Origin of the sequence: Kribbella sp. NPDC048928, from assembly GCF_043197975.1 — a bacterium.
Taxonomy (GTDB): Bacteria; Actinomycetota; Actinomycetes; order Propionibacteriales; family Kribbellaceae; genus Kribbella.
The window spans coordinates 117,594-140,793 of record NZ_JBICUC010000008.1; the positions used below are offsets into that span (position 1 = coordinate 117,594).

At 69.0% G+C, this 23,200-nt stretch carries 20 protein-coding genes; 8 read left to right on the plus strand and 12 right to left on the minus strand.

Annotated elements, in window-relative coordinates:
• Positions 1-39: 39 nt before the first annotated feature.
• Positions 40-912 carry a helix-turn-helix transcriptional regulator gene (locus ACGFI6_RS31350; RefSeq protein WP_393124932.1) on the plus strand — a complete coding sequence of 291 codons (873 nt, stop codon included), beginning with the start codon at positions 40-42 and terminating at the stop codon, positions 910-912.
• Here the strand turns inward: ACGFI6_RS31350 and ACGFI6_RS31355 are convergent.
• From ACGFI6_RS31355 to ACGFI6_RS31375, 5 genes are all read right to left on the minus strand, one after another.
• Complete coding sequence (locus ACGFI6_RS31355; RefSeq protein WP_393124934.1) at positions 899-3,097, minus strand: HelD family protein; 2,199 nt, start codon at positions 3,095-3,097, stop codon at positions 899-901. The genes ACGFI6_RS31350 and ACGFI6_RS31355 overlap by 14 nt on opposite strands.
• A 730-nt stretch (positions 3,098-3,827) precedes the next feature.
• Entirely contained in the window at positions 3,828-4,784 is a 957-nt protein-coding gene (locus ACGFI6_RS31360) for a sialidase family protein (protein ID WP_393124936.1), read from the minus strand.
• 175 nt (positions 4,785-4,959) lie between these two features.
• A complete protein-coding gene (locus ACGFI6_RS31365; RefSeq protein ID WP_393124937.1) occupies positions 4,960-5,850 on the minus strand; it encodes a carbohydrate ABC transporter permease in 891 nt (296 codons plus the stop codon).
• A 2-nt stretch (positions 5,851-5,852) separates the two neighbouring features.
• Positions 5,853-6,782, minus strand: coding sequence for a carbohydrate ABC transporter permease (locus tag ACGFI6_RS31370; protein ID WP_393124939.1), 930 nt, complete (start codon positions 6,780-6,782; stop codon positions 5,853-5,855).
• Between the two features lie 115 nt (positions 6,783-6,897).
• Positions 6,898-8,247: an extracellular solute-binding protein gene (locus ACGFI6_RS31375; RefSeq protein WP_393124941.1), complete on the minus strand. Its 1,350-nt coding sequence runs from the start codon at positions 8,245-8,247 to the stop codon at positions 6,898-6,900.
• A 269-nt stretch (positions 8,248-8,516) separates the two neighbouring features.
• Between ACGFI6_RS31375 and ACGFI6_RS31380 the strand changes: the two genes are divergently transcribed.
• Both ACGFI6_RS31380 and ACGFI6_RS31385 read left to right on the plus strand, forming a co-directional pair.
• Entirely contained in the window at positions 8,517-10,904 is a 2,388-nt protein-coding gene (locus tag ACGFI6_RS31380) for a glycoside hydrolase family 3 N-terminal domain-containing protein (protein ID WP_393124943.1), read from the plus strand.
• Between the two features lie 4 nt (positions 10,905-10,908).
• Positions 10,909-11,961, plus strand: a complete 1,053-nt coding sequence (locus ACGFI6_RS31385) for a LacI family DNA-binding transcriptional regulator (protein ID WP_393124945.1) — start codon at positions 10,909-10,911, stop codon at positions 11,959-11,961.
• A 2-nt stretch (positions 11,962-11,963) separates the two neighbouring features.
• On the opposite strand, the gene ACGFI6_RS31390 is transcribed toward ACGFI6_RS31385, so the two are convergent.
• From ACGFI6_RS31390 to ACGFI6_RS31400, 3 genes are read right to left on the minus strand one after another with little or no spacing between them, the layout of a single operon-like run.
• Positions 11,964-12,617 (minus strand): hypothetical protein, encoded by a 654-nt coding sequence (locus ACGFI6_RS31390; RefSeq protein WP_393124947.1) that lies wholly within the window; start codon positions 12,615-12,617, stop codon positions 11,964-11,966.
• Complete coding sequence (locus tag ACGFI6_RS31395; RefSeq protein WP_393124949.1) at positions 12,614-13,423, minus strand: ATP-binding cassette domain-containing protein; 810 nt, start codon at positions 13,421-13,423, stop codon at positions 12,614-12,616. Before ACGFI6_RS31395 ends, ACGFI6_RS31390 begins: the two co-directional genes overlap by 4 nt.
• Positions 13,335-14,588: a hypothetical protein gene (locus tag ACGFI6_RS31400; protein WP_393124951.1), complete on the minus strand. Its 1,254-nt coding sequence runs from the start codon at positions 14,586-14,588 to the stop codon at positions 13,335-13,337. Before ACGFI6_RS31400 ends, ACGFI6_RS31395 begins: the two co-directional genes overlap by 89 nt.
• 59 nt (positions 14,589-14,647) lie before the next feature.
• On the opposite strand from ACGFI6_RS31400, the gene ACGFI6_RS31405 reads away from it, so the two are divergent.
• Positions 14,648-15,619 (plus strand): ArsR/SmtB family transcription factor, encoded by a 972-nt coding sequence (locus ACGFI6_RS31405; protein ID WP_393124953.1) that lies wholly within the window; start codon positions 14,648-14,650, stop codon positions 15,617-15,619.
• 19 nt (positions 15,620-15,638) lie between these two features.
• Here the strand turns inward: ACGFI6_RS31405 and ACGFI6_RS31410 are convergent, their stop codons facing one another.
• Complete coding sequence (locus ACGFI6_RS31410) at positions 15,639-18,062, minus strand: glycoside hydrolase family 3 protein (protein WP_393124955.1); 2,424 nt, start codon at positions 18,060-18,062, stop codon at positions 15,639-15,641.
• A gap of 45 nt (positions 18,063-18,107) precedes the next feature.
• Here ACGFI6_RS31410 and ACGFI6_RS31415 point away from each other — a divergent pair, with 45 nt between their 5' ends.
• The 4 genes from ACGFI6_RS31415 (at position 18,108) to ACGFI6_RS31430 (ending at position 20,506) form a co-directional block, all read left to right on the plus strand.
• The gene (locus ACGFI6_RS31415) at positions 18,108-18,707 is read left to right on the plus strand and encodes a TetR/AcrR family transcriptional regulator (RefSeq protein ID WP_393124956.1); all 600 of its coding nucleotides are present in this window, start codon (positions 18,108-18,110) and stop codon (positions 18,705-18,707) included.
• A gap of 150 nt (positions 18,708-18,857) precedes the next feature.
• Entirely contained in the window at positions 18,858-19,514 is a 657-nt protein-coding gene (locus ACGFI6_RS31420; RefSeq protein ID WP_393124958.1) for a CPBP family intramembrane glutamic endopeptidase, read from the plus strand.
• A gap of 93 nt (positions 19,515-19,607) precedes the next feature.
• Positions 19,608-19,943, plus strand: coding sequence for a hypothetical protein (locus tag ACGFI6_RS31425; RefSeq protein ID WP_393124960.1), 336 nt, complete (start codon positions 19,608-19,610; stop codon positions 19,941-19,943).
• 41 nt (positions 19,944-19,984) lie between these two features.
• The gene (locus tag ACGFI6_RS31430; RefSeq protein WP_393124962.1) at positions 19,985-20,506 is read left to right on the plus strand and encodes a GNAT family N-acetyltransferase; all 522 of its coding nucleotides are present in this window, start codon (positions 19,985-19,987) and stop codon (positions 20,504-20,506) included.
• 16 nt (positions 20,507-20,522) lie between these two features.
• Here the strand turns inward: ACGFI6_RS31430 and ACGFI6_RS31435 are convergent, their stop codons facing one another.
• From ACGFI6_RS31435 to ACGFI6_RS31445, 3 genes are read right to left on the minus strand one after another with little or no spacing between them, the layout of a single operon-like run.
• Positions 20,523-21,254: an amidohydrolase family protein gene (locus ACGFI6_RS31435; RefSeq protein ID WP_393124964.1), complete on the minus strand. Its 732-nt coding sequence runs from the start codon at positions 21,252-21,254 to the stop codon at positions 20,523-20,525.
• Positions 21,248-21,976 (minus strand): hypothetical protein, encoded by a 729-nt coding sequence (locus tag ACGFI6_RS31440; RefSeq protein WP_393124966.1) that lies wholly within the window; start codon positions 21,974-21,976, stop codon positions 21,248-21,250. The genes ACGFI6_RS31435 and ACGFI6_RS31440 overlap by 7 nt, the downstream gene beginning before the upstream one ends.
• Positions 21,973-23,199 (minus strand): DegT/DnrJ/EryC1/StrS family aminotransferase, encoded by a 1,227-nt coding sequence (locus ACGFI6_RS31445; RefSeq protein WP_393124968.1) that lies wholly within the window; start codon positions 23,197-23,199, stop codon positions 21,973-21,975. Before ACGFI6_RS31445 ends, ACGFI6_RS31440 begins: the two co-directional genes overlap by 4 nt.
• Between the last annotated feature and the right edge of the window lies 1 nt (position 23,200).

The window sequence follows — 23,200 nt, forward strand, 5'->3', positions numbered from 1 at the left end:
GCCTCCCTCGGGGGTTTCGGGTTCCGTAGGCTGGAGGACATGGACGACCGCGCGGAGATCAAGGAGTTCCTGAGCTCCCGGCGCGCTCGGCTCACGCCCGAGCAGGCCGGGCTCCCGGCGTACGGCGGCAACCGGCGTGTGAAGGGTCTACGCCGCGAAGAGGTCGCGCTGCTGGCTGGCGTGTCGGTTGACTACTACGTACGGATGGAACGCGGGAACCTCGCCGGCGCGTCCGAGAACGTCCTGGAGGCACTCGCCCGCGCATTGCAGCTCGACGACGCCGAACGTGACCACCTGCATGCGCTTGCCCGCAAGTGCGGTCCGGCACCCGTACGCCGACGCCCAGCGGCCAAGGGTGTCCGTCCGGCGCTGCAGCAGATACTGGAGGCGATCACCGACTCGCCGGCCTGGATCCGCAACGCCAACCTCGACATCCTCGCGGCGAACCAGCTGTCACAGGCGCTGTACGCGCAGATGTTCGCCGACCCGCGCCGCCCCGCCAACACCGCCCGCTTCACGTTCCTCGACCCGGCCTCGCAGGACTTTTTCGTCGACTGGGAACGAGCGGCCGACGACATCGCCGCCGTACTGCGCCTCCAGGCCGGCCGCACCCCGCACGACAAGACGCTCAGCGACCTGATCGGCGAACTGTCCACCCAGAGCGAGACCTTCCGCTCCCGCTGGGCCGATCACAACGTCCGCTTCCACCGCTCCGGCCGCAAGAAACTCCACCACCCGGTCGTCGGCAACCTCGAGATCGACTTCGAAGCCATGGAGTTCCCCTCCGACCCCGGCCTCACCCTGATCGTCTACACCGCCCCAGCCACCAGCCCCACCACAGACGCCTTCAAACTCCTAGCCACCTGGTCCGCCACCCAGCAAACCGGTGGCGAGCGGGTCATTCCTGGGTGAGGACCTCGGGGAGGTTGCCGAGGATGGTTAGGCGTTTGGTGGCTCGGGTTGTGGCTACGTAGAGGTCGGAGAGGCCGTGGTCGGAGGTGGTGGTGATGGTGGCGGGGTCGGCGATCACTACGGCGTCGAATTCGAGGCCTTTGGACTGGGGTACGTCGAGGAGGGCGACGGCGCCGTCGAGGACCGCCGGGTCGTGGCTGTGGGCAACTTCTGGTAGGGCGGCGGCGAACTCGTCGTAGCGGGAGGTGGGGACGATGACGGCCACGCGGCCGTCGCCGATCGCGGCGCGTTCGGTCCTGATCGCGGCCCGGACGGCGTCGATCAGTACGGAGGCCGGAACGGGGTCGATGTACGGGGCGGTGCCGGTGTCGCGGACGGAGGTCGGCGGCTGCAGGGTCGGGTCGATGGCCGCGAGGATGTGGCCGGCGACGGCCATGATCTCGGTCGGGGTGCGGTAGTTGACCGTGAGCTCGGCGGTACGCCAGCGGCGCGGGGCGTAGTGGTCGAGGAGCTCGGCCCAGGACCGTACGCCGGCCGCGGAGCCGGTCTGGGCGATGTCGCCGACGAGCGTCATGGAGCGGCGCGGAGCTCGGCGCATCAGCATCCGCCAGTCCATCGCGGACAACTCCTGCGCCTCGTCGACGATCACATGCCCGAACACCGACGTACGGTCGTAGGACCGCTCGCTGTCGTCGACCGGGTTGGCGAGCTGCTGGGTGCGCTGGGCGATCAGGTCGCGGAACTGCTCGATCTCCCACGGCATGACCTCGATCCGCTCGGCGGTCAGCTCGATGTCGACCACGCCGCTCGCGTACGCCCGGTTGGCCTCCTCGGCGGCAGCGTCGTCCCCGGCCTGCTGTTTGCGCCCGACGACGACCGCCGCGGTCTCGCCGAGCAACTCGGCCGCCTCGTCGAGCAGCGCGGCGTCCGACGGAGTCCAGCCGGTCGCGAGCGGGCGCAGTACGGCGGAGCGCTCGGCGCCGGTCAGGTACGGCGCGGCGGTTGCGAGGCGCTCGTCCGACGAGAACAGGACCGAGACGAGCAGCTGTGGTGTCAGCTCCGGCCAGAGGCGGTCGAGCAGTTCCAGGACCTGATCGTCGGTGAAGAGGTCCTGCTCGAGGTCCTCGATGTCGGCGTCGCCGAGGTACTGCCGGCCGATGCGCTCGATGATCTGGCTCGCGAGGGTCTTGATGATCCGGCGGACGAAGATCGGCCGTGCGCGGTTGTGCAGGTGCTGCGCCTTCAGGGCGCCGCGCTGCGCCTTCCGTACCGCGTCCGGTCGCAGCACCAGCTCCTCGGAGTTCACCTTGAGCCGGACCGGCTCGGTCGGCACGACCCGGAAGCCGGCGATTCCCTCCGCGATCACGTCGGCCATCGCCAGCTCGCCCTTGATCCGCGCGGCTTCGGCCGACTCCGGCGCGGTAGCCGTCACGCCGGGAAACAGCTCGCTGACTGTGGCGAGCGTGACGTCGTTCTCGCCGAGCGAGGGGAGGACCTGGTCGATGTAGCGCAGGAAGGTGGGGTTCGGACCGACGACGAGTACGCCGCTGCGCCCTAGCTGCTCGCGATAGGTGTAGAGCAGGTAGGCCGCCCGGTGCAGTGCGACGACCGTCTTGCCGGTCCCCGGACCGCCCTGAACCACCAGCACACCGGGCAGACCGGACCGGATGATCTCGTCCTGCTCGGACTGGATCGTCGCGACGATCTCGTTCATCCGGCCGGTGCGGCCGGCACCGAGCGACGCGAACAGCGCCGCCTCGCCGATCAACGTGCCGCGTTCGCCGTCGCCGAGCGCGCCGACATCCAGCAGGTCGTCGTCGACGCCGACCACGGTACGGCCGTGCAAACGGATGTGGCGGCGGCGCTTCACGCCGAGCGGCTGCACCGTCGTGGCCCGGTAGAACACCTGCGCGACCGGCGTCCGCCAGTCGATGAGCAGCGGGTTGTAGTCGTCGTCGAACAGCCCGATCCGCCCGATGTGGAACCGGTCGCCGGTCGTCTCGTCGATCCGGCCGAAGCACAATCCACGTTCCACCGACGACAATTGGGAGAATCGTCCGGAGAACAGTCTCGTGAACGACTCGCGTTCCGACCAGGCCTGCTCGGTCTCGGTCGTTTCCTCGACCTGTACGCGGCCGAGTTCGCCACGAGCCTGTTCGCGCAGCACGTCGAGCCGCTCGTACATCGCGGTCACTTTCCCTTGCTCAGCAGCAACTTCCTGCTCCAGCACCCCTGCCCCCAAATGATCTCTTGCACAATCCCGGAGTATTTGATAATCTGAACTTAGAAGCCCGAGAGGGCTTCTTTTTTGTTGTCCGATACAAATACACAACGATAGCTTTCCCGGGGTCCCGACGCAAGAGTGGAGGGCCCCTCGCGCAATACGCGAGAAACCGGCTCTTCGCGATCGAGGGCGTGGGGCGCAGTGCTGCGAGCGGCGGCCCGTCGTCGCTCGGGGAGGTGGCGCTGGTGGACAGTTGGACAGGACGTGTGTGGTGGTCGGGTAGTGCGGTTGAGCGTGAACGCGCCCCGCGTGTACACCGTCTCACTGGTGCACTACCTGTCCAAATGTCCAGTGGTCGAGGTGCGGCCGCTGCGGGTGGTCCGGCCCGGCCTGGTTCGGCCGGTGCGTTTGGGTGGTTAACCCCTGCCCTTGCCCCTTCCCCGCTCGTATCCAAGAGGCAGACGGGCAATCTGAGGGGTGAACCACCCAAACGGGGATGCCCAGGCCGCTGGCTGTCGGGTTGTTTGACCGGTGGCGTCGAGCAACCCGCCAGTGGTGACATTGCCCGCCAGTGGTGACATAGCCTGCCAGCGGCGAGGCAACCTACGCTGGGTGCCCGCCGCCTGCAGACCCTCCTACACCCCCAATCGTGAAGAGCCGAGAAGCCCTCCACGGTGAAGACCTACCGGGCTCAGCCGCCCAGCGAGATGATTCCGGCCTGAACGGGTCCGGACTCGCCGTACTGCGCTCCGGTGATGACGAAGACCAGGCCGCGGTTGTGCGGGTCCCCGGGGCCGTCCAGGGGAATGGTGAACCGGCTGTAGCCCGGCGGCATCGGCGACGCGAATCGCCGCCAGCCCTTCGGGTCACCGAGGTTGCGGTTGATCAAGAAGTCCTCGTCGTCGTTGCCGGTGACGATGATCGTTCCGTTCACGCCCCCCGACTGCGACCACGTCACGACCGGGGCGCCGTTCGGGGCGTAGCCGTTCGGGTCCACGAGCGGGATGTCCGGGGAGAACCGGAACGACTCCGGGTCCTTCGCGATCCGGTAGTGCACGAGGTAGGAGTAGTTGTCCTGATCGGGGTTGGCGGGGTCGTCGGGCTCCCCGAACTCGTACGTCATGATCCACAGGTCGCCCTTCAACCGTGCCACCGTGGTCATGCCGGGCCGCTCTGCGTAGGCGGTACCGGTCGCGTCGTTGACGACAGGACCCCACGTGCGCAGGTCCTTGCTGGTCTGGTGTGCGAGTTTCTGGCCGAAGCCGGGGTCCCGCTGGTCGGAGTAGTAGCAGATCAGATTGTCGTTGTGCAGCAGCAGGAACGGTTCCCACACCGGCGTCGCGCCGTTCGTCGTGTCGGCCGGTCCGCCCTGGGCCACCGTGCTCAGGAACTCCCACGTGAGGCCGCCGTCCGTGCTGGCATACAGCTGGATGTTCGTGCTGCCGAAGTTCGCTCCGAGCCAGTTGCACGAGAACAGCAGCGCGCCCTTGGGGAGGCCGGCGAACGCGCGGGGCAGTTCGTACAGGCACGGCTGCAGATACACCCCGGACGGCGCGGCGGGGACGACGCTCTGCTTCGCCCACGTACGGCCGTCGTCGTCACTGCGATACAGCGGCCACGAGGACAGGTCCGAACGGAACCTCCGCACCGGGCGGGCCGGGTGGCGGGCCGGGCTCGGCGAACGCCGGACCGGCCAGACCGAAGGCCATACCGGCGGCTGCGGCGCCCGTACCGAGAAGCCTGCGGCGGGAGATCTGTGGAGTCAGGCTGGCGGAATTTGGCACAGGGGACCTGCGATGCTGCACTTCTGCCTCCAGTGGATTTTAACGGCTGAAGCCTGCGGTGAGGCCGCTGAGGAGCTGGCGGCGGCTCACGGCGTAGAGGATGACGATGGGGAGGGTGGTGAGGACGACCGAGGCGAGGACTGCCGGTACGTTCACGCTGTACTGACCCTGGAACGTCCACAGCGCCAGCGGGAGTGTGCGCTTGTCGGGGCTCTGGGTGAGGATCAGCGGCAGCAGGAAGCCGTTCCACACGCCGAGGCCGTTGTAGATGCTGACGGTCACCAGCGCCGGCCGGGTGAGCGGCAGTGCGAGGCCGCGGAGCATGCCCCACTCGCTTGCCCCGTCCACCCGCATCGACTCGAAGAGTTCCTTCGGTACGTCGCGGATGAAGTTCGCCAGGACAAGCACCGACAGCGGGATCGAGAACGCGATCGACGGCAGGATCAGCGCGAGCAGGCTGTCGTACAGGTGCATCTTGATGATCAGCAGGTAGACCGGGATGATCGTCGCCTGCAGCGGAATCGCGAGCCCCATCAGGAACAGGCCGTTGACCCCGGCAAGGAACTTGCTGCCGGCGCCCCGGATGATCGCGTACGCCGCCATGAACGAGATCGCGACCGCCGGCAGGATCGTGCCGATCGTGACGATCACGCTGTTCAGGAAGTACCGCGGGAAGTCGGACTCGATGACGAGCTTGTAGTTGTTCGCGGTCGGCGCGGACGGCAGCGCGAACGGGTTCTGGGTGAAGTACGCGCTCTGGTCCTTGAAGCTGGTGACAACGATCCAGTACAGCGGGATCAGTACGATCGCGAGCCAGATCCAGCCGGCCAGGCCGCCGAACCAGTTCAGCTGCAACAGCTTCCGGGCCCGGAACGAAGGGCTGCTCGCCGGTGCGGTCGTCGTACTCGAATCACTCGTGACCACTGCCATCGTCACGCACCTTCCTGCTGGCTTGCCGTCGTACTGCCGCCCAACCGCCGCAGTAACAGCGCGAGCGCCAGGCCGAGCAGCACGATGAGTGCGGCGATCACACTGGCCGGGCCCATCTGGTTCGACATGAAGCCGCGCTTGTACATGTCGAGAGCCAGCACGCGGGTGGCGTCGCCCGGACCGCCCGCGGTCAGGACGAAGATCAGGTCGAAGAAGGTCAGCGATCCGACCACCATCAGCGTCGACGACGTGATGATCGTGTACTTCAGCTGCGGCACCGTGATGCTGAAGAACTGCCGGACCCGCCCGGCGCCGTCGATCGACGCGGCCTCGTACATCGTGGTCGGGATCTGCCGGACACCGCCTTGGTAGATCAGCGAGTGGAACGGGATGAACTGCCAGGACACGATGAAGATCACCACGCCGATCGCGAGGTTGCTCTTGCCGAGCCAGTCCTGGGTGAGGAAGCCGATGTGCAGGCCCGCGCCGAGCCCGAAGTTCGGGTCGAGGAGGGCCTTGTAGGTGATCGCGATCGCGGCCGAGCTGAGCAGCAGCGGGATGAAGTACAGCACCGCGAGGAACGCACGGTACCGCTGCCGGCCGGCCAGGAAGGTGCCGAGCAGCAGGCTCATCGGCGTCTGCACGACCCAGGACAGGATCATGATCTCGAACGTCACCAGGATGCTGTGCGGCAACTGGGAGTCGCTCAGCACGGTCTTCCAGTTCGAGAGTCCGGCGGCCTGGATCGCGCCGAGTCCGTCCCACTGGGTGAAGCTCAGCAGGAGGACGCCGATCAGCGGTACGACGCCGAACACCACGAACAGGATCAGCGCCGGCAGCACCATCCACGCCACCGGCCCGCTCCGCCCGACCCGGGACGACGAACGCTGCTGGGTGCCCGTCGGCGCGACGGGCGGAGCGGTCACGGTCATGGGGCCTCCCGGTCTGGACTGAGGAGCGGAGGGAGCGAAGCGACCGGAGCGACGAGGGAAGACCGGGAGTAACAGCCCCATGACCCGCCGCGACGGAGTCGCGGCATTGGTGCTGTCACTGCCCAATCACCGCGTTCATGTTGGTGGCGAACTGCTGCGGGGAGATGGACAGCTGGAAGAGCTTGGCGATGTTGTCGAGCAGGGTCTCGGCCGCGGTCGGGCTGAGCGCCTGGTCCCACGACTGCGCGAAGTTCTTCGCGTTCGAGGCCGTGTCGTAGACGAAGTTCAGCCAGGCGGCGTCGTTCTTGTCGGTGATGGAGGAGAGCTTGTCCTTCGCGCTCTTCACGACCGGGATGCTGCCGGACTTCACCCAGGCGTCGATGGTGGCGTCGTCGAGGGTGTTGTTCGCGATGAACTTCTTCGCGTTGTCCTTGTCGGCCTGGCTCGCCTTGGCGGAGATCGACATGTACTGACCCGGGTTGCCGACGGTGTCGGACGGGTCGCCCTTGCCGCCGTCGACCGGCGGGAAGTTCATGTAGCCGAGGTGCCCGTCGGTGACGAACTTGCCGCCGTCGGCCTTCATGCCGCCGTAGGTCCAGGCACCGTGCAGCATCATCGCGGCCTTGCCGGTGTACAGCAGCGCCTGGTCGGCGTTGGAGTCCGCGGTGATCGAGGAGAAGCCCTTGATGAAGCCGTTCGCCTTGATCAGCTTCTGCATCTCTTCGAGGGCCTTGATCGCGGACGGGTCGGACCAGCCGTCCTTCTTGCCGTCGTAGATGTTCTGGAACAGCTCGCTGCCGCCGATCCGGTCGAACAGGAACTCCAGCCACATCATGCTCGTCCAGCGCGACTGACCGCCGAGCGAGAACGGCGCGATCTTCTGCTCGTTGAACTTCGGCACCAGGTCCATGATGTCGCCCCACGACTGCGGGGGCTCGGCGCCGATCTTCTCGAAGGCCCGCTTGTCGTAGAACAGCACGATCGGCGTGACGGTCTCGCCCGGAACTGCGTAGAGCTTGCCGTTCACGGTCGCCGCGCCCCAGGCGGACGGGAAGATCGAGTCTTTGAGCTCCTTCTGGTCGGTGTTCATCCAGTCGGTCAGGTCCTCGACCTGGCCGGCCTCGACGTACGCCTTGAGGCCACCGCCGCCCCAGCCCCAGATCAGCGTCGGGCCCTGGCCGGCGCCGATGGCGGTCTTGATCTTCGCCTTGAACGCGTCGTTCTGGAACTCGGTGGTCTTGAGCTTGCTGTTCGGGTTCGCGTCGTTGAACCGCTTGACCTGCGCCTCGCGGATGCCCTGCTGCGGCTGGCCGGTGAGGAACCAGTACGTCGTACCACTGCCGGCCGCGGCGCCGGTGGTGGAGCCGGGCGTGCTCTTCGGGCCGGAGCTGCCACAGGCCGCGAGGCCGGCCGCCAGGGCGCCACCGCCTACGAGGCCGAGGAAGTTCCGCCTGGATGTCGTCATGGGATCCACTGTGATCTCCGTACTCCGTGCTGCCCCCACAGGTTGCGGAAGCACCTGCCGATATGACTTGTTTTCGAAACATAGATTTCGGAGATAGTGCTGTCAAGACTTGAACTGGAGACTTTTCGGGGTCACAGTGAGGTCACGCAAAGCCCCTGGTCATACAGGAGATTCACATCGATTCACCGATTCGGTGGAGGGCTTCGGCAGAGCATCGAAAAGTTTCGATAATTGCTTACCGAAACGAATACTCATCAAGGGAGATCTTCTTGTCCATCTCGACCGACCGGCCCTGGCGCGACCCGCGGAGGTCCGCCGCCGAGCGAGCCGGCCTGCTCCTGGCGGCGATGACGCTGGAGGAGAAGATCGCGCAGCTCGGCAGCCGCTGGATCGGTAACGACATGGCTGACGAGGAGCTCGCGGAGCGGTCGGTGGACGAGACGCTGAACGTCGCGCCGATGGAGGACGTCTTCGCCGCCGGCGGCGCGGTCACCCTGGAGGATGCGAGCCGCGAAGGGCTCGGCCACCTGACCAGGGTCTGGGGCAGCTACCCGCAGACGGTGCAGCAGGGGATTGCCGAGGTGATCCGCCAGCACGAGGTGGTGCTGAAGGAGTCGCGCCTGGGCGTGCCGGCGCTGGTGCACGAGGAGTGCCTCACGGGCTTCACGACGTACGGCGCGACCGTGTACCCGGCGTCGATCGCGTGGGGCGCGACCTTCGACCCGGATCTGGTCGAGCGGATGGCGGCGGCGATCGGGCGCGACATGGCCGCGGTCGGCGTTCACCAAGGTCTGTCGCCGGTGCTCGACGTCGTCCGTGACTACCGATGGGGCCGCGTCGAGGAGACGATCGGCGAAGACCCTTGCCTGGTAGGGATTCTGGGGTCTGCGTACGTTCGCGGTCTGCAGAGCGCCGGCGTGCTCGCGACGCTGAAACACTTCGCCGGGTACTCCGCCTCGCGCGCCGGCCGCAACCACGGGCCGGTGTCGATGGGGCGCCGCGAACTGCTCGACATCATCCTGCCGACGTTCGAGACCGCGATCGCGACGGCCGGCGCGGTGTCGGTGATGAGTTCGTACGCCGATCTCGACGGACTGCCCGCGAGCGCGGACCCCTGGCTGTTCACCGAAGTACTGCGCGACGAATGGGGATTCGAGGGAACGGTCGTCTCGGACTACTGGGCGGTGCCGTTCCTCGCCTCGATGCACCGGGTCGCGGCCGACGACGCGGAGGCGGGCGTGCTCGCGCTGACGGCCGGGACGGACGTGGAGCTGCCGGACACGATCGGGTACGCCGGGTTGCTGGACAAGGTGAAGGCCGGGGAGCTGTCCGAGGACCTGATCGACCGGGCGGCGCGACGGATCCTGCTGCAGAAGGCGGAGCTGGGCCTGCTCGACGAGGACTGGACGCCGGAAGGCTCGGTCACCGCCGCGCAGGACGTGGAGCTCAACTCCGAACAGAACAGGGCGATTGCCGCCGAGCTCGCCGAGAAGTCGGTCGTCCTTCTCGATGCGGGCTCGGTCCTCCCGCTCAGCAACCTCACGAAGGTTGCCGTCGTCGGACCGTGCGCGGACGACCCGCGGACGTTGATGGGCTGCTACGCCTTCCCGAACCACGTGCTGCCGCGCTACCCCGAGCACGGCCTGGGCATCGACATCACCTCACCATTGGATGCCCTACGCAACGAGCTGGCCGGCGTCGAGTTCTCGTACGCCAAGGGATGTGAGGTCGTCGGCGACGATCGCTCCGGGTTCGAGCGGGCCGTCGCGGACGCCGGGGACAGTGAGCTGACGGTTGCCTTCGTGGGCGACCTGTCCGGGCTGTTCGGGCATGGGACGTCCGGCGAGGGGTGCGATGCGGAGGACCTGCGGCTGCCCGGTGTGCAAGCGGACCTCGTCAACGCGTTGCTCGCTACCGGGAAGCCTGTTGTGCTCGTGGTGGTGTCGGGTCGGCCGTACGCGCTGGGCGAGTTCGACGGGCGACTGGCGGGACTGGTGCAGGCGTTCATCCCGGGCCAGGAAGGCGGGTCGGCGATCGCGGGTGTGCTGAGCGGCCGGATCGTGCCGAGCGGGAAGCTGCCGGTGCAGATCCCACGGCACGTCGGTGGGCAGCCCGGTACGTACCTGCAGCCGGCGCTCGGGAGCGTCGAGAGCGCAGGCATCAGCGGGCTCGAGGCCCGGCCGTTGTACCCGTTCGGCTACGGCGCCTCGTACACGGACTTCACGGTCGGCGACCTGCGCCTGAGCGCGCCGGTGATCGGCAGCGACGGCGAATTCACTGCCACGGTGCGAGTGGCGAACACAGGGGACCGGGCCGGCGACGAGGTCGTCCAGTTGTACCTGCGCGACGTCGTGGCCAAGGTTGCGCGGCCGTTGAAGCAGCTGACCGGGTTCGCGCGGGTCGCACTCGAGCCGGGCGCGGCGGCCGACGTCACGTTCCGCGTGCACGCCGATCGCACGGCGTACACGGGGCCGGATCTGCGGCGGATCGTCGAGCCGGGAGAATTCGAAGTGATGATCGGCACGTCGTCCCTGGACCTGCCGTGTCGTGCGATGCTGCGAGTCGGCGGAAATGTGAGGGTGGTCGGGCACGACCGGGTCCTGACGACGCCGGTAACCATCAACGGGACGATCAGCAGGACAGGCGGAGGAGGGTGATGAGATGTCGCGGTTGAAGGGGCGCGTCACCCTGGCCACCGTGGCCGGATCGGCGGGCGTCTCGGTCGCCACGGTCTCCAAGGTGCTGAACGGCCGCAGCGACGTCTCGCCGGGCACTCGCGCCCGGGTCCAGGACATCCTCGAGAAGCACGGGTACGTCGGACGCCGCCCGGAGCCGGTGCAGCGTGAGACCGTCGAGTTGTTCTACCAAGGAGTCGTGAACGCCTACTCGGTCGAGGTGATCCAGGGGGTCGTCGAGGCAGGTCAGACGGCGGGCGTCGACATCGTCCTGAACTCCCGCCCGAAGCATCCGCCCGCGGTGAACCCGAGCCCGGGCCGGGCGGCGCCCTGGATCCGGCAGCTGATCGCGAACGGCCGCCGGGCCGCGATCGGCCTCACCAGCGAGCTGTCGGACGCCGACCTGGCCGCGCTGGCCCGGGCCCGGTTGCCGCTGGTGGTGATCGACCCGGCGAACACGCCGGAGCCCGACGTGACCAGCGTCGGCTCGACGAACTTCGCCGGCGGCATGGCCGCCGCACAGCACCTGCTGTCCCTCGGCCACCGCCGGATCGGGTACGTCGGCGGCAAGCCGACGTCCGGGTGCAACCAGGCCCGGATGAGCGCGTTCCGCAGCGCGATGGACGCGGTCGGCGCGGACGTGCCGCCGCAGTACATCTGGCTGAGCGACTTCCTGTACGACGACGGCGTGGCCGGCGCCTCCGCGATGCTCGACCTGCCGGACCGCCCGACCGCGATCTTCGCCGGCAGCGACGAGGTCGCGCTCGGTGTGCTGGAGGCCGCGCGGGCGCGCGGTCTGCGGGTGCCGGAGGACCTCAGCCTGGTCGGCTTCGACGACACCGAGGTGGCCCGGCTCGCGTCGCCGCCGCTCACCACGGTCCGCCAGCCGCTGCGCGAGATGGGCGCCGTCGCGCTGCGTACGGCGCTGCAACTGGCGGCGGGGGAGTCGGTGGCATCGCACCACGTCGAGCTCGCGACGTCACTGATCGTCCGCGGCTCGGCGGCCCCGCACGGGTTGTCGTCGGTCGCCGCCTCCTGAGCTCAGTCCCGCCGGTCGGCCACCGTCCGGGTCACGAGTACGGCGACGACCAGAACGGCGAGGCACACGACGGCCAGCAGCGTCGTCGGTACGGCGTTGGCGGCCGCAGACTTCTCGTCGGACAGGACCTTCATCAGCGCGCTGACCGGCGAGATCCGGCGCACCATCATCAGCAGGATCAGGGCCGCCGCGGTCAGCATCGCGATCCCGATCCGCCGGATCAGCAGCCGCGAACAGAGCACGCCGATCGCGAGCCCGATCATCGCCGACGCCAACTGCGCGACCGCGCCGACGAGCAGGTCACCGGCCGTCACCGGATGGTCCCCGGTGACGAGCGGGCAGATCAGCCCGAACGCGACCAGCGGCAGGCACCACGTACCGACGACCGCGATCGTGATCGCGAGCACCCGCAGCGAGCTGCCGACCGTGACGAGGGTGATCTGGCGCTGCGTCGGGTCCTCGTGGTTGACGATCGCGACCGTGAGCCAGGTCGAGCAGATCAGCATCACCAGCACACCGAACGCGTACGAGGACTGCAGCGGCCCGTTGTCGGAGGCAGTACCGACCGCGAGCGCGCCGAAGAAGATCAGCATCGGCGGGAGGTAGCGCTGAGAGAGCAGGACGCTGTGCATCAGGTACCGGTACAGGGCGCTCATCGCACCCTCCGTACGGTCGTGACCGACCAGCCGTGGTTCAGGGCGGTCAGCAAGGCCGCGTCGTGGCGTCCCGTCGGCAGCGTCAGCGTGACGTGCCCGTCCTGCTGCCGTACGTCCAGAACGTCGGGATGCCGCGACCAATCGATCTCGGCGCCTGGCACGAGCGAGAGCTCCGTGAGGCTGTGGAGTTCCTCCGTCGAGGTGAGCCGCCCGTCGGTGATCTCGCAGACCCGAGTCGCCGTCGCACGGACGGTCTCGGCGGAGTGCTCCGTGAACGCGACGGCGGCGCCTTGCTCGGCGGCTTCGGTGAGGAGCTCGCGCAAGGTGCTGTGGGCGTTGGCGTCGAGGCCCGCCCAGGGTTCGTCCAGGACGAGCAGCTCGGGCGGATCGAGCAGCGCCTGCGCAAGGGCAACCTTCTGCGCGTTGCCCTTGGACAGCTTGCGCATCGCGGTGTCCGCACCGCCGGCCAGCGCGAGGCGGTCGAGCAGGTCGTGCGCGCGTTCGCGGGCCGTGTTCGTGGCGAGCCCGCGAACCCGCCCCAGGTGCGTCAGGTACGCCGAGGCAGACAGCCGATCGTGCGACGCGAAGACGTCCGGCACATAGCCGACCACGCGGGCGTTGCGCCGCACGGAGCCGGCCGACGGGCGGGACAGGCCGACCAGCAAGCGCAGTACGGTCGACTTTCCGGAGCCGTTCGCACCGATCAGCGCGACCAGTTCACCCGCGTTCAGGCGCAGGTCGACGCCGGTCAGGATCTCCCGCCGTCCGTACCGCTTCGAGACGTTCTGAAGCCCCACCACTTCCATGCGGCGAGCCTATCCGGCGCAGCGGTCCGGTCAGGATGATCGAGACGAGCAGCGAGGCCGCGGCGCAGAGCGTCATCGCCGGCGCGGCCGAGGTCAGGTCCGCGAGTGCCCCGGCGAGGATCGCGACCACGCCGAACGTCGTCATCCGCAGCGCGGACTCCAGCCCGAGTACCTGGCCGCGGAGCTCCGGCGGCGTCAGGTCGACGAGCAGTTCCTGCTGCGCGAGCGAGGCCGAGTACCCGATGCTGCCGATCGCGACGAGTACGCACAGCGCTGCGATCGGTAGGTCGAACGCGAACCCGAGGAACGGCACGGCCAGTACGAACCGGAGGAACTGTGCCGCGACGCGGCGGCCGTTGCGCGTGAGGAACCGGCCGACGACGAGGTCACCCGTCATCATCCCGGCGGCCCCGGCGGCGAGCAGCCAGCCCGCGCGCGAGCCGGCGTACGGGACGAACAGCGCCTCGCAGCCGACGATCAGACCGTTGGGCAGCGCGAGCGCCAGGAGCAGCGGACGGGTACGACGTTGCGCGAGCAGCGTCCGGTTGCCGCGCCACGTCTCCGCGAGGCCGGTCCGGGCGACCCGGCGCGGCGGACGATCCCGGAGACCGAAGCGGTTCACCAGTACGGCGACCGCGGAGAAGCCGACGGCCAGCCACAGGACGGTCGACGGGCTGAGCGTCTGCAGCAGGACGCCGGCGATCCCGAAGCCGGCGATCTGCATCGCGCCGACCGACAGGTTGATCGCTGACCGGCCGAGCACGAACTGGCGTTCGTCGACCACCTCGCTCAACAGGCCCCAGCGGGCACCGGACCCGATCGACAACCCGTACGCCAGTGCGAGCGCGAGCAGCAACCGGGCACCGGGCGGGAGATCGAAGGCGGCCTGCGCAGCGACCTCGACGGTCGCGAGGACGCTCAGCAACGTGAGGATCAGCCGCGGCCGTGCCGTGTCCGCGGCCGACATCAGCGTCGAGAGGCCGAGCACCTGCGCCAGCGACGGCCCGAACATGATCGCCGCGGCCAGCAGCGCCGACCCGGTGGCCGCGTCGACCATCAGCGCGAGCGTCAGGCTGGTCATGGTCGCGGAGGCGTTGCTCAGGGCGCTGCCGATCCACAGGTTCCGGAACTCGGAGTTGGCGAAGATCTCCCGGTACGTACTCATGGTGGTGAGGATCGACTGTCGGTCGGCCGACGCCTACAGTTTCGGATGGAGGCGAAACGTTGTCCGAATTCCTGGTCGATGCCGACACGCTGGTGAACGCGCGGTTCGGTACGTCGCAGCTGACCGAGACCGTGGCCGCGCTGAAGCTGCTGCGGACGCCGGTCGAGCCGTGGTTCCGGCCGTGGAAGGACACGCACCTGGCCGCGTACCAGGCGATGCTCGCGGCGCACCCGCTGCGGGCCGCGCTGATGGAGAGCGCTTTCGGGTACAGCTGGGCGGCCGACTTCCTGACCGTCCCGCCGCTCGAGCCCGACCTGACGATCGAGGCCGAGCTCGACTACCTGACGTCGTTGGACGACGACCACATCCGCGCGGACCTGAGCGTCGTACGGACACCGCTGCCGCTGATCGTGCAGGAGTCGTCCGGGCTGGCTGCGGAGGTGGCGGAGCTGTTGCGGTGGTTGTGGAAGGCAACGGTCGAGCCGGAGTGGCCACGACGGCTGCGGGTGCTGCAGGCGGACATCGTGTCGCGGACGTCACGGCTCAGCGAGCAAGGGTGGTCCGGCGTCCTGCGCGGGCTCGGCCCGGACGTGCGCTGGCTCGGCGACGGGCGGATCCAGGTGAACCGCTGGGACTATCCGCCGACGGATGTCCGCGGGCGCGACCTGATGTTCCTCGCGGCGCACAGCCAGCGCGTCAACGTGAGCTGGCGGCTGCCGGACCGGTTCGCGCTGACGTACCCCGTGACCGGGATCTTCGGTACCGCGCAACTGCCGGCCGAGCCGTTGGTGCAGCTGCTCGGCCGCAACCGCGCGCGGATCCTGGTCGAGGCCGCGGCACCGGTCAGTACGACGTTGCTGGTGGCAAGCACCGGTCTGTCGCTCGCGACGATCTCCGACCATCTGCGGGTGCTGACCGACGCGGGGCTGCTCGAACGCCGGCGGTCCGGACGGTCGGTCCTGTACTGGCAGTCCGACACCGGCCGCCGCGTTGTGCGACAGCCGGCATCGAACCCTTCCGAGCCTCGATGAAGCTCGTTCAGCCGGGCAGCTAACGGACCTGGAGCTCCGTGGAGAGCGGTAGGTCCGAAACCGACGAGCCGGCTCGGATCGTGAAGGCGCCGGACTCGGTGGCCCAGCCCGCGCCGTCTTCGGACACCGCCCAGTGCTCGAAGGTGTGCTCGTGCAGGTGGATCGTGATCTCACGAGCCTGACCGGCGTCGAGGCGTACGACCGCGAAGCCGGCCAGCCAGCGCACCGGGCGATCCACCGCACTGTCCGGGCGTTCGGCGTACACCTGAACCACGTGCTTGCCGGTGCGCTCGCCGGTGTTGCGGACGGTCAGTGCCACCGACGACGGGTCGTTCGCGCGCAGATCCGACAGGTCCCAGGTGGTGTAGCCGAGACCGTGACCGAACGCGTACGCCGGGTCGGTCCCCGCCTTGAGCCAGGCGCGGTACCCGATGTGGATGCCTTCGTCGTACCGCACGACACCGTTCTCGGGCGTGACGTCGATGACCGGCACGTCGGCCTGCTCGCGCGGCCAGGTCGTCGGCAGCCGGCCACCTGGCTCGGTGCGTCCGAGCAGAACGTCCGCGAGCGCGTCACCGTACTCCTGACCACCGAAGTACGTCGTGAGCACGGCCGCGACCTCGTCTCGCCAGGGGAGGAGCACAGGCGAACCGGCGTTGACGGCGACGACCGTCCGCGGGTTGGCGGCCGCTACTGCCCGGACCAGTTCGTCCTGGTGGCCGGGGAGGGCGAGGGTGGTCCGGTCGTAGCCTTCGGACTCGACCTTCGCATTGGTGCCGACGACAACAAGTACCACGTCGGCGTCCCGGGCTGCGGCGACAGCCTCGTCGATCAGGGCCTGTGGGTCGTCGTTGCTCGGCTCGATGCCGACCGTGATGCTCAGTGCGTTGTTCAGGCCGCCGTCCGCCTTGGGGAGGTCGAGCTCGACGCGGATGTCGATCGGCCGGCCGGCGACGACGTCGAGTGGGGTGGAGATGGAGGGCGGTGACAGCAGGGCAGCGCCCAGGTCGGTGCCGACCGGTACGGCGGTATCCTCGCGGAGGAGGTTGCCGTCGGCAAAGATCCGTCCGTGGCCGACCGACGCGAAGCCGAGGCGGACCGCGCCGGACTCCGTCGGTGTCCAGGTGGTACGGAACTCGAAGAGCGCGGACTCGGCGATCGGTGCGTTGCCGCCGAGATACACGAGCGCGCTGGAGAACCGGTCCTCGGCGAACATCTCCGACCCGTCGGCACCCAGGAACCGTACGCGGGCTCCGCGCTCGCCGGTCTGCGGGTTCGTCATCGTGTCGAGGGAGAACTCGCCGACGCCTTCCTGGACGACGGCGCCGATCGAGTACGTGATCTCGGCGTCCGGGAGCGCCCGGCGCAGCCCGTCCAGCGGCGACACGACCTGCTCCGGGATCACAGTCGCGCTACCACCGCCCTGCGTCCGCGCCGCACGCGCGTTGTGCCCGATGACCGCCACCTTCGTGAGGTCTGTGGAACGCCACGGCAATACCTGTCGACCGTTGGAGAGGAGGACGGTGCCTTCGGCTGCTGCTGTTCTGGCGAAGGCTGGTCCGTCCACCTGTGATGGGACTGGCGGCTTCTCGTGGCCTTCCAGGGCTCCTACGCGGGCCGCGAGGGTGAGGATCCGGCGTACCTTGCGGTCGATCGCCGCCTCCTCGACGGCACCGGACCGGACGGCTTCGAGCAGTGCGTCGCCCCAGGCGCCGACCGGGCCGGGCATCGCCAGGTCCTGCGAGTACTTCGCGCTCTCCACGCTCCGGACAGCGGTCCAGTCGCTGACCACGACGCCGTCGAAACCCCAGCCGGTGTTGAGCGGCGTCTCGAGCAGGTCGTTCTCCGAGGCGGTCGCGCCGTTGATCGAGTTGTAGGCGCTCATCACCAGCCACGCCTTCGACTCGGTGACCGCCTTCTCGAACGCGAGCAGATAGACCTCGCGCAGCGTGCGCTCGTCGACCACCACGTTTGCCGTGAAGCGGTCGGTCTCGAAGTCGTTCGCGACGTAGTGCTTCGGGGTGGCGCCGACGCCGAGCTCCTGGACGCCGGCGACGTACGCGGCGGCGAGGTCCGCGGTCAGTACCGGGTCCTCGCTGAACGCCTCGAAGTGCCGGCCGCCGAGCGGGGAGCGGTGCAGGTTGATCGTCGGCCCCAGGACGACGTCGACGTTCTTCCGGCGGGCCTCGAGCGCGGACATCACGCCGTACCGGTGGGCGATGTCCACGTCCCATGACGAGGACAGGGCGGTGGCGGACGGGAGGTTCAGCGACGGGTCGCGCTCGTCCCAGACCGGGCCGCGGACCCCGCTCGGGCCGTCGGACAGCACCATCGAGCGCAGCCCGATCGACGGCAGCGGATGGGTGGACCAGAAGTCCCGTCCGGTCAGCACCCGGACCTTCTCCTCGAGCGAGAGCCGGCCGAGCAGGTCGTCGACGTTCATGCCGGAACTGTACGTGCGAAAACCGAGTGATGCTAGGTTTTGAGAATGAACGGTTCCCGGGGTCCGTACGCGAAAGGGGTCGCCAAGCGCGCCGAGATCCTGCGCGCGGCGCTCGCGGTGATCGCGCGGCACGGCTACCGGAAGACGTCCACGCGGGAGCTGGCCGCCGCGGCCGGGCTCAGCGAGGCCGGGATGCTGCACTACTTCGGCTCGAAGGAGAAGCTCTTCGAAGAGGTCCTTCGGGCCCGCGACGAGGCGGACCAAGCGCGCATCACCGCGTCGGGTGGTGGTGCTGGGGACTCGATCGACGGGTTGCGGGCGGTTGTGCGGCACAACGGGACCGTGCCGGGGCTGGTCCAGCTCTACTCGACGTTCTCTGCCGAGGCGGGGGATCCAGAGCACAGCTCGCACGAGTTCTTCGTCGACCGGTACGCCCGTCTGCGTGCGTCCCTCGCCAACGCTGTCCGTACCCGCCAGTCCGCCGGCACCTTCACCCCCGACGCCGACCCCGACACCATCGCCACCCTCCTGATCGCCCTCTCCGACGGCCTCCAGGTCCAGTCCCAGTACGCCCTCCCCGCCGACCCTGCCAACCTCTTCACCCACCTCCTCAACCTCCTCTCCACCCCCAAGCGCGATAGTTGACCCATGACACCGCCCGCCGACCCCCACCCCACCCCGGCGGACGTCCCTCCAGTCGGCGTCAGCCGGCGGGTGGTGACTCGCGAGGTTTGGCTGGTGCTTGCCCTTTCCTTGGGGGCTTCGGGGGTGGCGGCGGTCATTTCGTTTGTGGGGGTGCTGACCTCGGAGAAGCCGATCAGCGGGCAGACGGCGGTCATCGTCGGTTCGCGGGCGCCGGGGCGGCCGTGGCTGGATCTGGCGTGGCAGCTCTTCGCGGTCGCGACCGCGCTCGTACCGGTCGCGCTGGTCGGTCATCTGCTGCTCCGCGGCCGGGAGTCGTTCCGGACGATCGGCTTCGACCTGCGCGACCGGTGGCGCGACCTCGGTCGCGGTACGGCGATCGCGGCGGCTGTCGGCGGCGCGGGCCTGCTGTTCTACATCGGTGCACACGCGACCGGCGCGAACCTGACCGTGGACCCGTCCCAACTGCCCGACCACTGGTGGCGGATCCCGATCCTGGTCCTGGTCTCCGCGCAGAACGCGGTCCTCGAGGAGACCATCGTGCTCGGGTACCTGAACCACCGCCTCGACCAACTCGGCTGGTCGGTCCGCCGCGCCACCGCAACGAGCGCACTGCTGCGCGGCTCGTACCACCTCTACCAAGGCGCCGGCGGCTTCGCGGGCAACGTGATCATGGGCGTGATCTTCACCTACCTGTACCGCCGCTGGGGCCGCGTCATGCCGCTGGTCGTCGCGCACACCCTGATCGACACCGCCGCACTGATCGGCGCCACGTACCTGCTCGGGAAGGTCTCCTGGCTGCCGAGCTGACCTGCAGAGGTGAAATTTGGTCAGTTGTAAAGACTGACGCGTAACCGATCGGGGCTTCGACGGGTTGTCACTCCCGTGACAGTCAACGGGGAAATGACGAATCCACCGGAGATCGATTCCGGTCTGGCCGCCGCGGCGCTGGCGGTGTTCGCGCACCGGCACGAGGTCGTCCATCTGCTGTACGCCGCGACCGACGAACCGGATGCGCTGCACCGGATCGGCGACCTGCTGCACGTGGACGAGGCGACGATCGCGCGGGTCCTGGACCAGCCGCTGCGCTGGATGCTGCCGCAGTTCCGCTCCGAGCTGGCGACGATCGCGGCCGAACCCGCTGCGCCGACAGCTCCGACGGTTCCGCCGACGCCGGCGACTCCGGTGGCGAAACCGGAACCGGCGCCCGCGGACCTGGAACCGGCCTCCACCAACTGACTCGCGCCCGGCCTCACCGCTTCATCCCCTAGGTTGGAGCGGTGCACACCTATGGGCGGGACATCCTGGAGATCGCGGACGAGCTGACCACGGCGTACGTCGAGGTGTTCACGGCTCCGCCGTTCGAGCACCGGGACGCCGAGGAGACCCGGAACGCGTTCCGCAAGCGGCTCGAGGGCGATGCCGGGCGGGACGGGTTCCAGGCGTGGGTCGAGCGTTCGGAGGACGGGCGGATCGCCGGGTTCGTGACCGGCTGGACGACGCCGGCGCCGTTCCGTACCGACCGGTCGTACGGCAGCGTGCTGGACCGGATCGGCGCCGAGCAGGTCGAGGACCTGCTGATCGGCGCGTTCGAGGTCGACGAGCTCGGCGTACTGGCGCACGCCCGCGGCACCGGCCTGGCCCGCCGCCTCCTAGAGCACGCCACCCAGGCCAACAAACGCTCCTGGCTCCTCGCCTGGAACCAGAACCACCACGCCATCGCGTTCTACCGCCACCTGGGCTGGCAAGAACCCGAGATCCGAGGCCCCGAACACGACATCCTCGTCTTCGTCACGCCCTGACCCCCGGGCTCCTGGGTCAGAGGGCGAAGAGGGCTTGGGCGTTGCGGTGGGTGATGGCGGCTTCTTCTTCGGGCGTGAGGTTGGCCGCCTCCAGGGCGCCTAGCGCGACAGATGGGTCGATGAGGGTGGCGTCGGTGCCGAACATCATCCGGCTGGGGCCGATTCGGTCCAGGATCCAGCGGATCCGGTTGGCCTCCGGCGCCGACCAGCACGGTTCGAACCAGATCCGGTCGGAACGGTCCGCGGCCTCGGGGACGCGCGGCCAGCCGTTCGCGCCCATGTGACCGGCGAGGACGCGCGCGCCCGGCACCCGCGCCGCGACATCCGCCAGGTCGACGACGGTGTCACCCCAGGTGTGTACGAGCGTGGGCAGGCCGTACTCCGTGGTGAGCTCGATCGCCGCCTGCATCGGGGGCGTACTGATCGGCGTCCGGCTGTACTCGCTGTGGATCTTCGCGCCGACCCACCGCGTCCGCCCGTCGCCCGCGAGCAGTTCGTCGAGATCCTTGCGCGCCTCGTCGAGCCGGCGCGGATCGACGACGATCATCCCGCGCAGCCGCGGGTCCGCCGGAAGCTGCTCGGCGAGCGAACGGTTGCCGAGCGGCGCGTCGTACACGATCGCCTCGATCGCGGAGACCAACTGGAGGTCGATCCCGAACCGGTCGAGGCCGTCGACGTTGACGTCGATGCTCGCGACGTCCATCGAGAAGAACCACGGCCCCCAGTGGGCGTGTACGTCGATCAGCATGCGGGCTCCAGGAGAGTGGTGAGACTGCGGCTACCGGCCTGCGCGATCTCGTCGGGGCCGAGCTTGGACGTCAGCAGCCGGCGGACCACCGAGCGGGTCTCGTGGAACGGCGTCCGGCACCCGAGCACCAGCCGCTCGGCGCCGACCTCCGCGGCCACGATCTCCAGCGAGTCCGGCCCGGTGAGCATCCGGGTCGACGTGTGGAACCCGGGCTCGGAGCGTGCCAGGAGGACGAAGTCGCCCAGGTAGTAGAAGTGCGTGTCCAGGAACACGACGCGGGCGCCGAGGCCGCGCAGCGCCGGTCCGACCTTCCGGACGTCGCCCTCGGTGAAGATCGTCAGCCCGGCGTCGACGAGCAGCTGCACGACATGCCCGAACGCCGGGAACCCGGGCTCCACCGCCTGAGCGGTCGGCGCCAGCCGTACGGCCCGCGGCGGTGTCGCACTCGCCAACTGCCGCTCCAGCTCCTTCTCCGCACCGAGCGGATCACGAAGGTCGAGCACCGGGACCGTCGTCCAGCCGTTGCTGTCAGCAACTTGTGCAGCCTCGACGTTCCCACTCGGTACGTCGAAGTGCACCGCCCGCAGCGCCGACACGGCACCACCCGAGATCCCGCCGTCCGCAAGGATCTTGGCGATGTTCTCCGGCCGCCCCCAGCGTCCGGTCGTCACCTCGTGCCCGACCAGGATGTCGCAGTCGAGCAGCGGGGGAGTGTCACTCATTTGGGCTCCAGGGCACTATGGACCTTGCGGATCGCAGTGGCGATGTCGTCGACGTCGGCGTCGGTGTAGTTCTCGTTGCACGGCAGGACGAGCAGTCGATGGCCGATCAGCGCCTCGGCGTTCGGGCAGAGGCCGACCGGGTACTCGACGTCCTGCAGCGGGAATCCGGACCCGCCGTACGTGATCCGCTCACGCACGGCCGGCGCGGCGTACAGCGGGCTGGTCAGGTAGCCACCGTTCGCCGGGATGCCCTCGGCCGTGAGCGCCGCGGCCCATTCACGCATGTTGCCGGCGGCCTCGTCGATGATCAGCGGGTACTGCCAGTACACGTGGTCGCCGCTGTCCGGCGGCGTGGTCACCCCGGCCAGGTCGCCGATCGCAGCGGTCAGCCGCGCCGCCGCCGTACGACGATCCTTGACGACGCCCCGGACCCGGTTCAGCTGGACGCGGGTCACCGACGCGACCAGTTCGGTCATGCGGTAGTTCAACGCCAGGAACAGGTACGTGCGCTCGTCGGTGTCGCGCGGCCAGCCCTTGTCGGCGAACAGCCGCATCCGGCGGGCGTGCTGGGCGTCGTCGGTGACCGTCAGGCCGCCGTCGCCGGCGCTGATGTGCTTGGTCTGCTGGAGGCTGAAGCAGCCGATGTGACCGATCCGCCCGACGTACGTGTCGCCGACCGGAGCCAGGTACGCCTGCGCGCAGTCCTCGATCAGCAGGATCCCGTGCTGGTCGCAGAGCGCCCGCAGTTCACGGACGGCGGCCGGTTTGCCGAACAGATGGACGACGATCACCGCCTTCGTCCGCGGCGTGATCGCGGCCGCCACCGTCTCCGGCGTGAGGTTGCCCGTGATCGGGTCGACGTCGGCGAACACCGGGACGGCGTTCTGCATCAGGATCGGGAACACGGTGCCCATGTCGCTGATCGGCGTGGTGATGATCTCGTCGCCCGGCTCCGGGTTCACCGCAGCGACCGCCAGGTGCAGCGCCGCCGTTCCCGAACTGCAGGCGACCGCGTGCCCGGCGCCGAGCAGCGACGCGAACTCCATCTCCAGCGCGGGCACCTCGGTACCCCAGGTGGCCGACAGCATGCCACTGCGGAGCACCCGCTCGACCGCCTTCACCTCGTCGTCGCCGAAGCGCCGCCCACTGGCGTCCATCACCGACGGCAGCGGCCCGGTACGCACCGGCGTCCCGCCGTCCCGGGCAAGCTGACTGTTCTGCATC

Bases quoted from the DNA above. Each gene is read 5' to 3' on its own strand.
- ACGFI6_RS31350 (WP_393124932.1), top strand. From the start codon at position 40: ATGGACGACCGCGCGGAGATCAAGGAGTTCCTGAGCTCCCGGCGCGCT.
- ACGFI6_RS31355 (WP_393124934.1), bottom strand. From the start codon at position 3,097: ATGTACGAGCGGCTCGACGTGCTGCGCGAACAGGCTCGTGGCGAACTC.
- ACGFI6_RS31365 (WP_393124937.1), bottom strand. From the start codon at position 5,850: ATGGCAGTGGTCACGAGTGATTCGAGTACGACGACCGCACCGGCGAGC.
- ACGFI6_RS31370 (WP_393124939.1), bottom strand. From the start codon at position 6,782: ATGACCGTGACCGCTCCGCCCGTCGCGCCGACGGGCACCCAGCAGCGT.
- ACGFI6_RS31375 (WP_393124941.1), bottom strand. From the start codon at position 8,247: ATGACGACATCCAGGCGGAACTTCCTCGGCCTCGTAGGCGGTGGCGCC.
- ACGFI6_RS31385 (WP_393124945.1), top strand. From the start codon at position 10,909: ATGTCGCGGTTGAAGGGGCGCGTCACCCTGGCCACCGTGGCCGGATCG.
- ACGFI6_RS31390 (WP_393124947.1), bottom strand. From the start codon at position 12,617: ATGAGCGCCCTGTACCGGTACCTGATGCACAGCGTCCTGCTCTCTCAG.
- ACGFI6_RS31395 (WP_393124949.1), bottom strand. From the start codon at position 13,423: ATGGAAGTGGTGGGGCTTCAGAACGTCTCGAAGCGGTACGGACGGCGG.
- ACGFI6_RS31400 (WP_393124951.1), bottom strand. From the start codon at position 14,588: ATGAGTACGTACCGGGAGATCTTCGCCAACTCCGAGTTCCGGAACCTG.
- ACGFI6_RS31410 (WP_393124955.1), bottom strand. From the start codon at position 18,062: ATGAACGTCGACGACCTGCTCGGCCGGCTCTCGCTCGAGGAGAAGGTC.
- ACGFI6_RS31415 (WP_393124956.1), top strand. From the start codon at position 18,108: ATGAACGGTTCCCGGGGTCCGTACGCGAAAGGGGTCGCCAAGCGCGCC.
- ACGFI6_RS31425 (WP_393124960.1), top strand. From the start codon at position 19,608: ATGACGAATCCACCGGAGATCGATTCCGGTCTGGCCGCCGCGGCGCTG.
- ACGFI6_RS31435 (WP_393124964.1), bottom strand. From the start codon at position 21,254: ATGCTGATCGACGTACACGCCCACTGGGGGCCGTGGTTCTTCTCGATG.
- ACGFI6_RS31440 (WP_393124966.1), bottom strand. From the start codon at position 21,976: ATGAGTGACACTCCCCCGCTGCTCGACTGCGACATCCTGGTCGGGCAC.
- ACGFI6_RS31445 (WP_393124968.1), bottom strand. From the start codon at position 23,199: ATGCAGAACAGTCAGCTTGCCCGGGACGGCGGGACGCCGGTGCGTACC.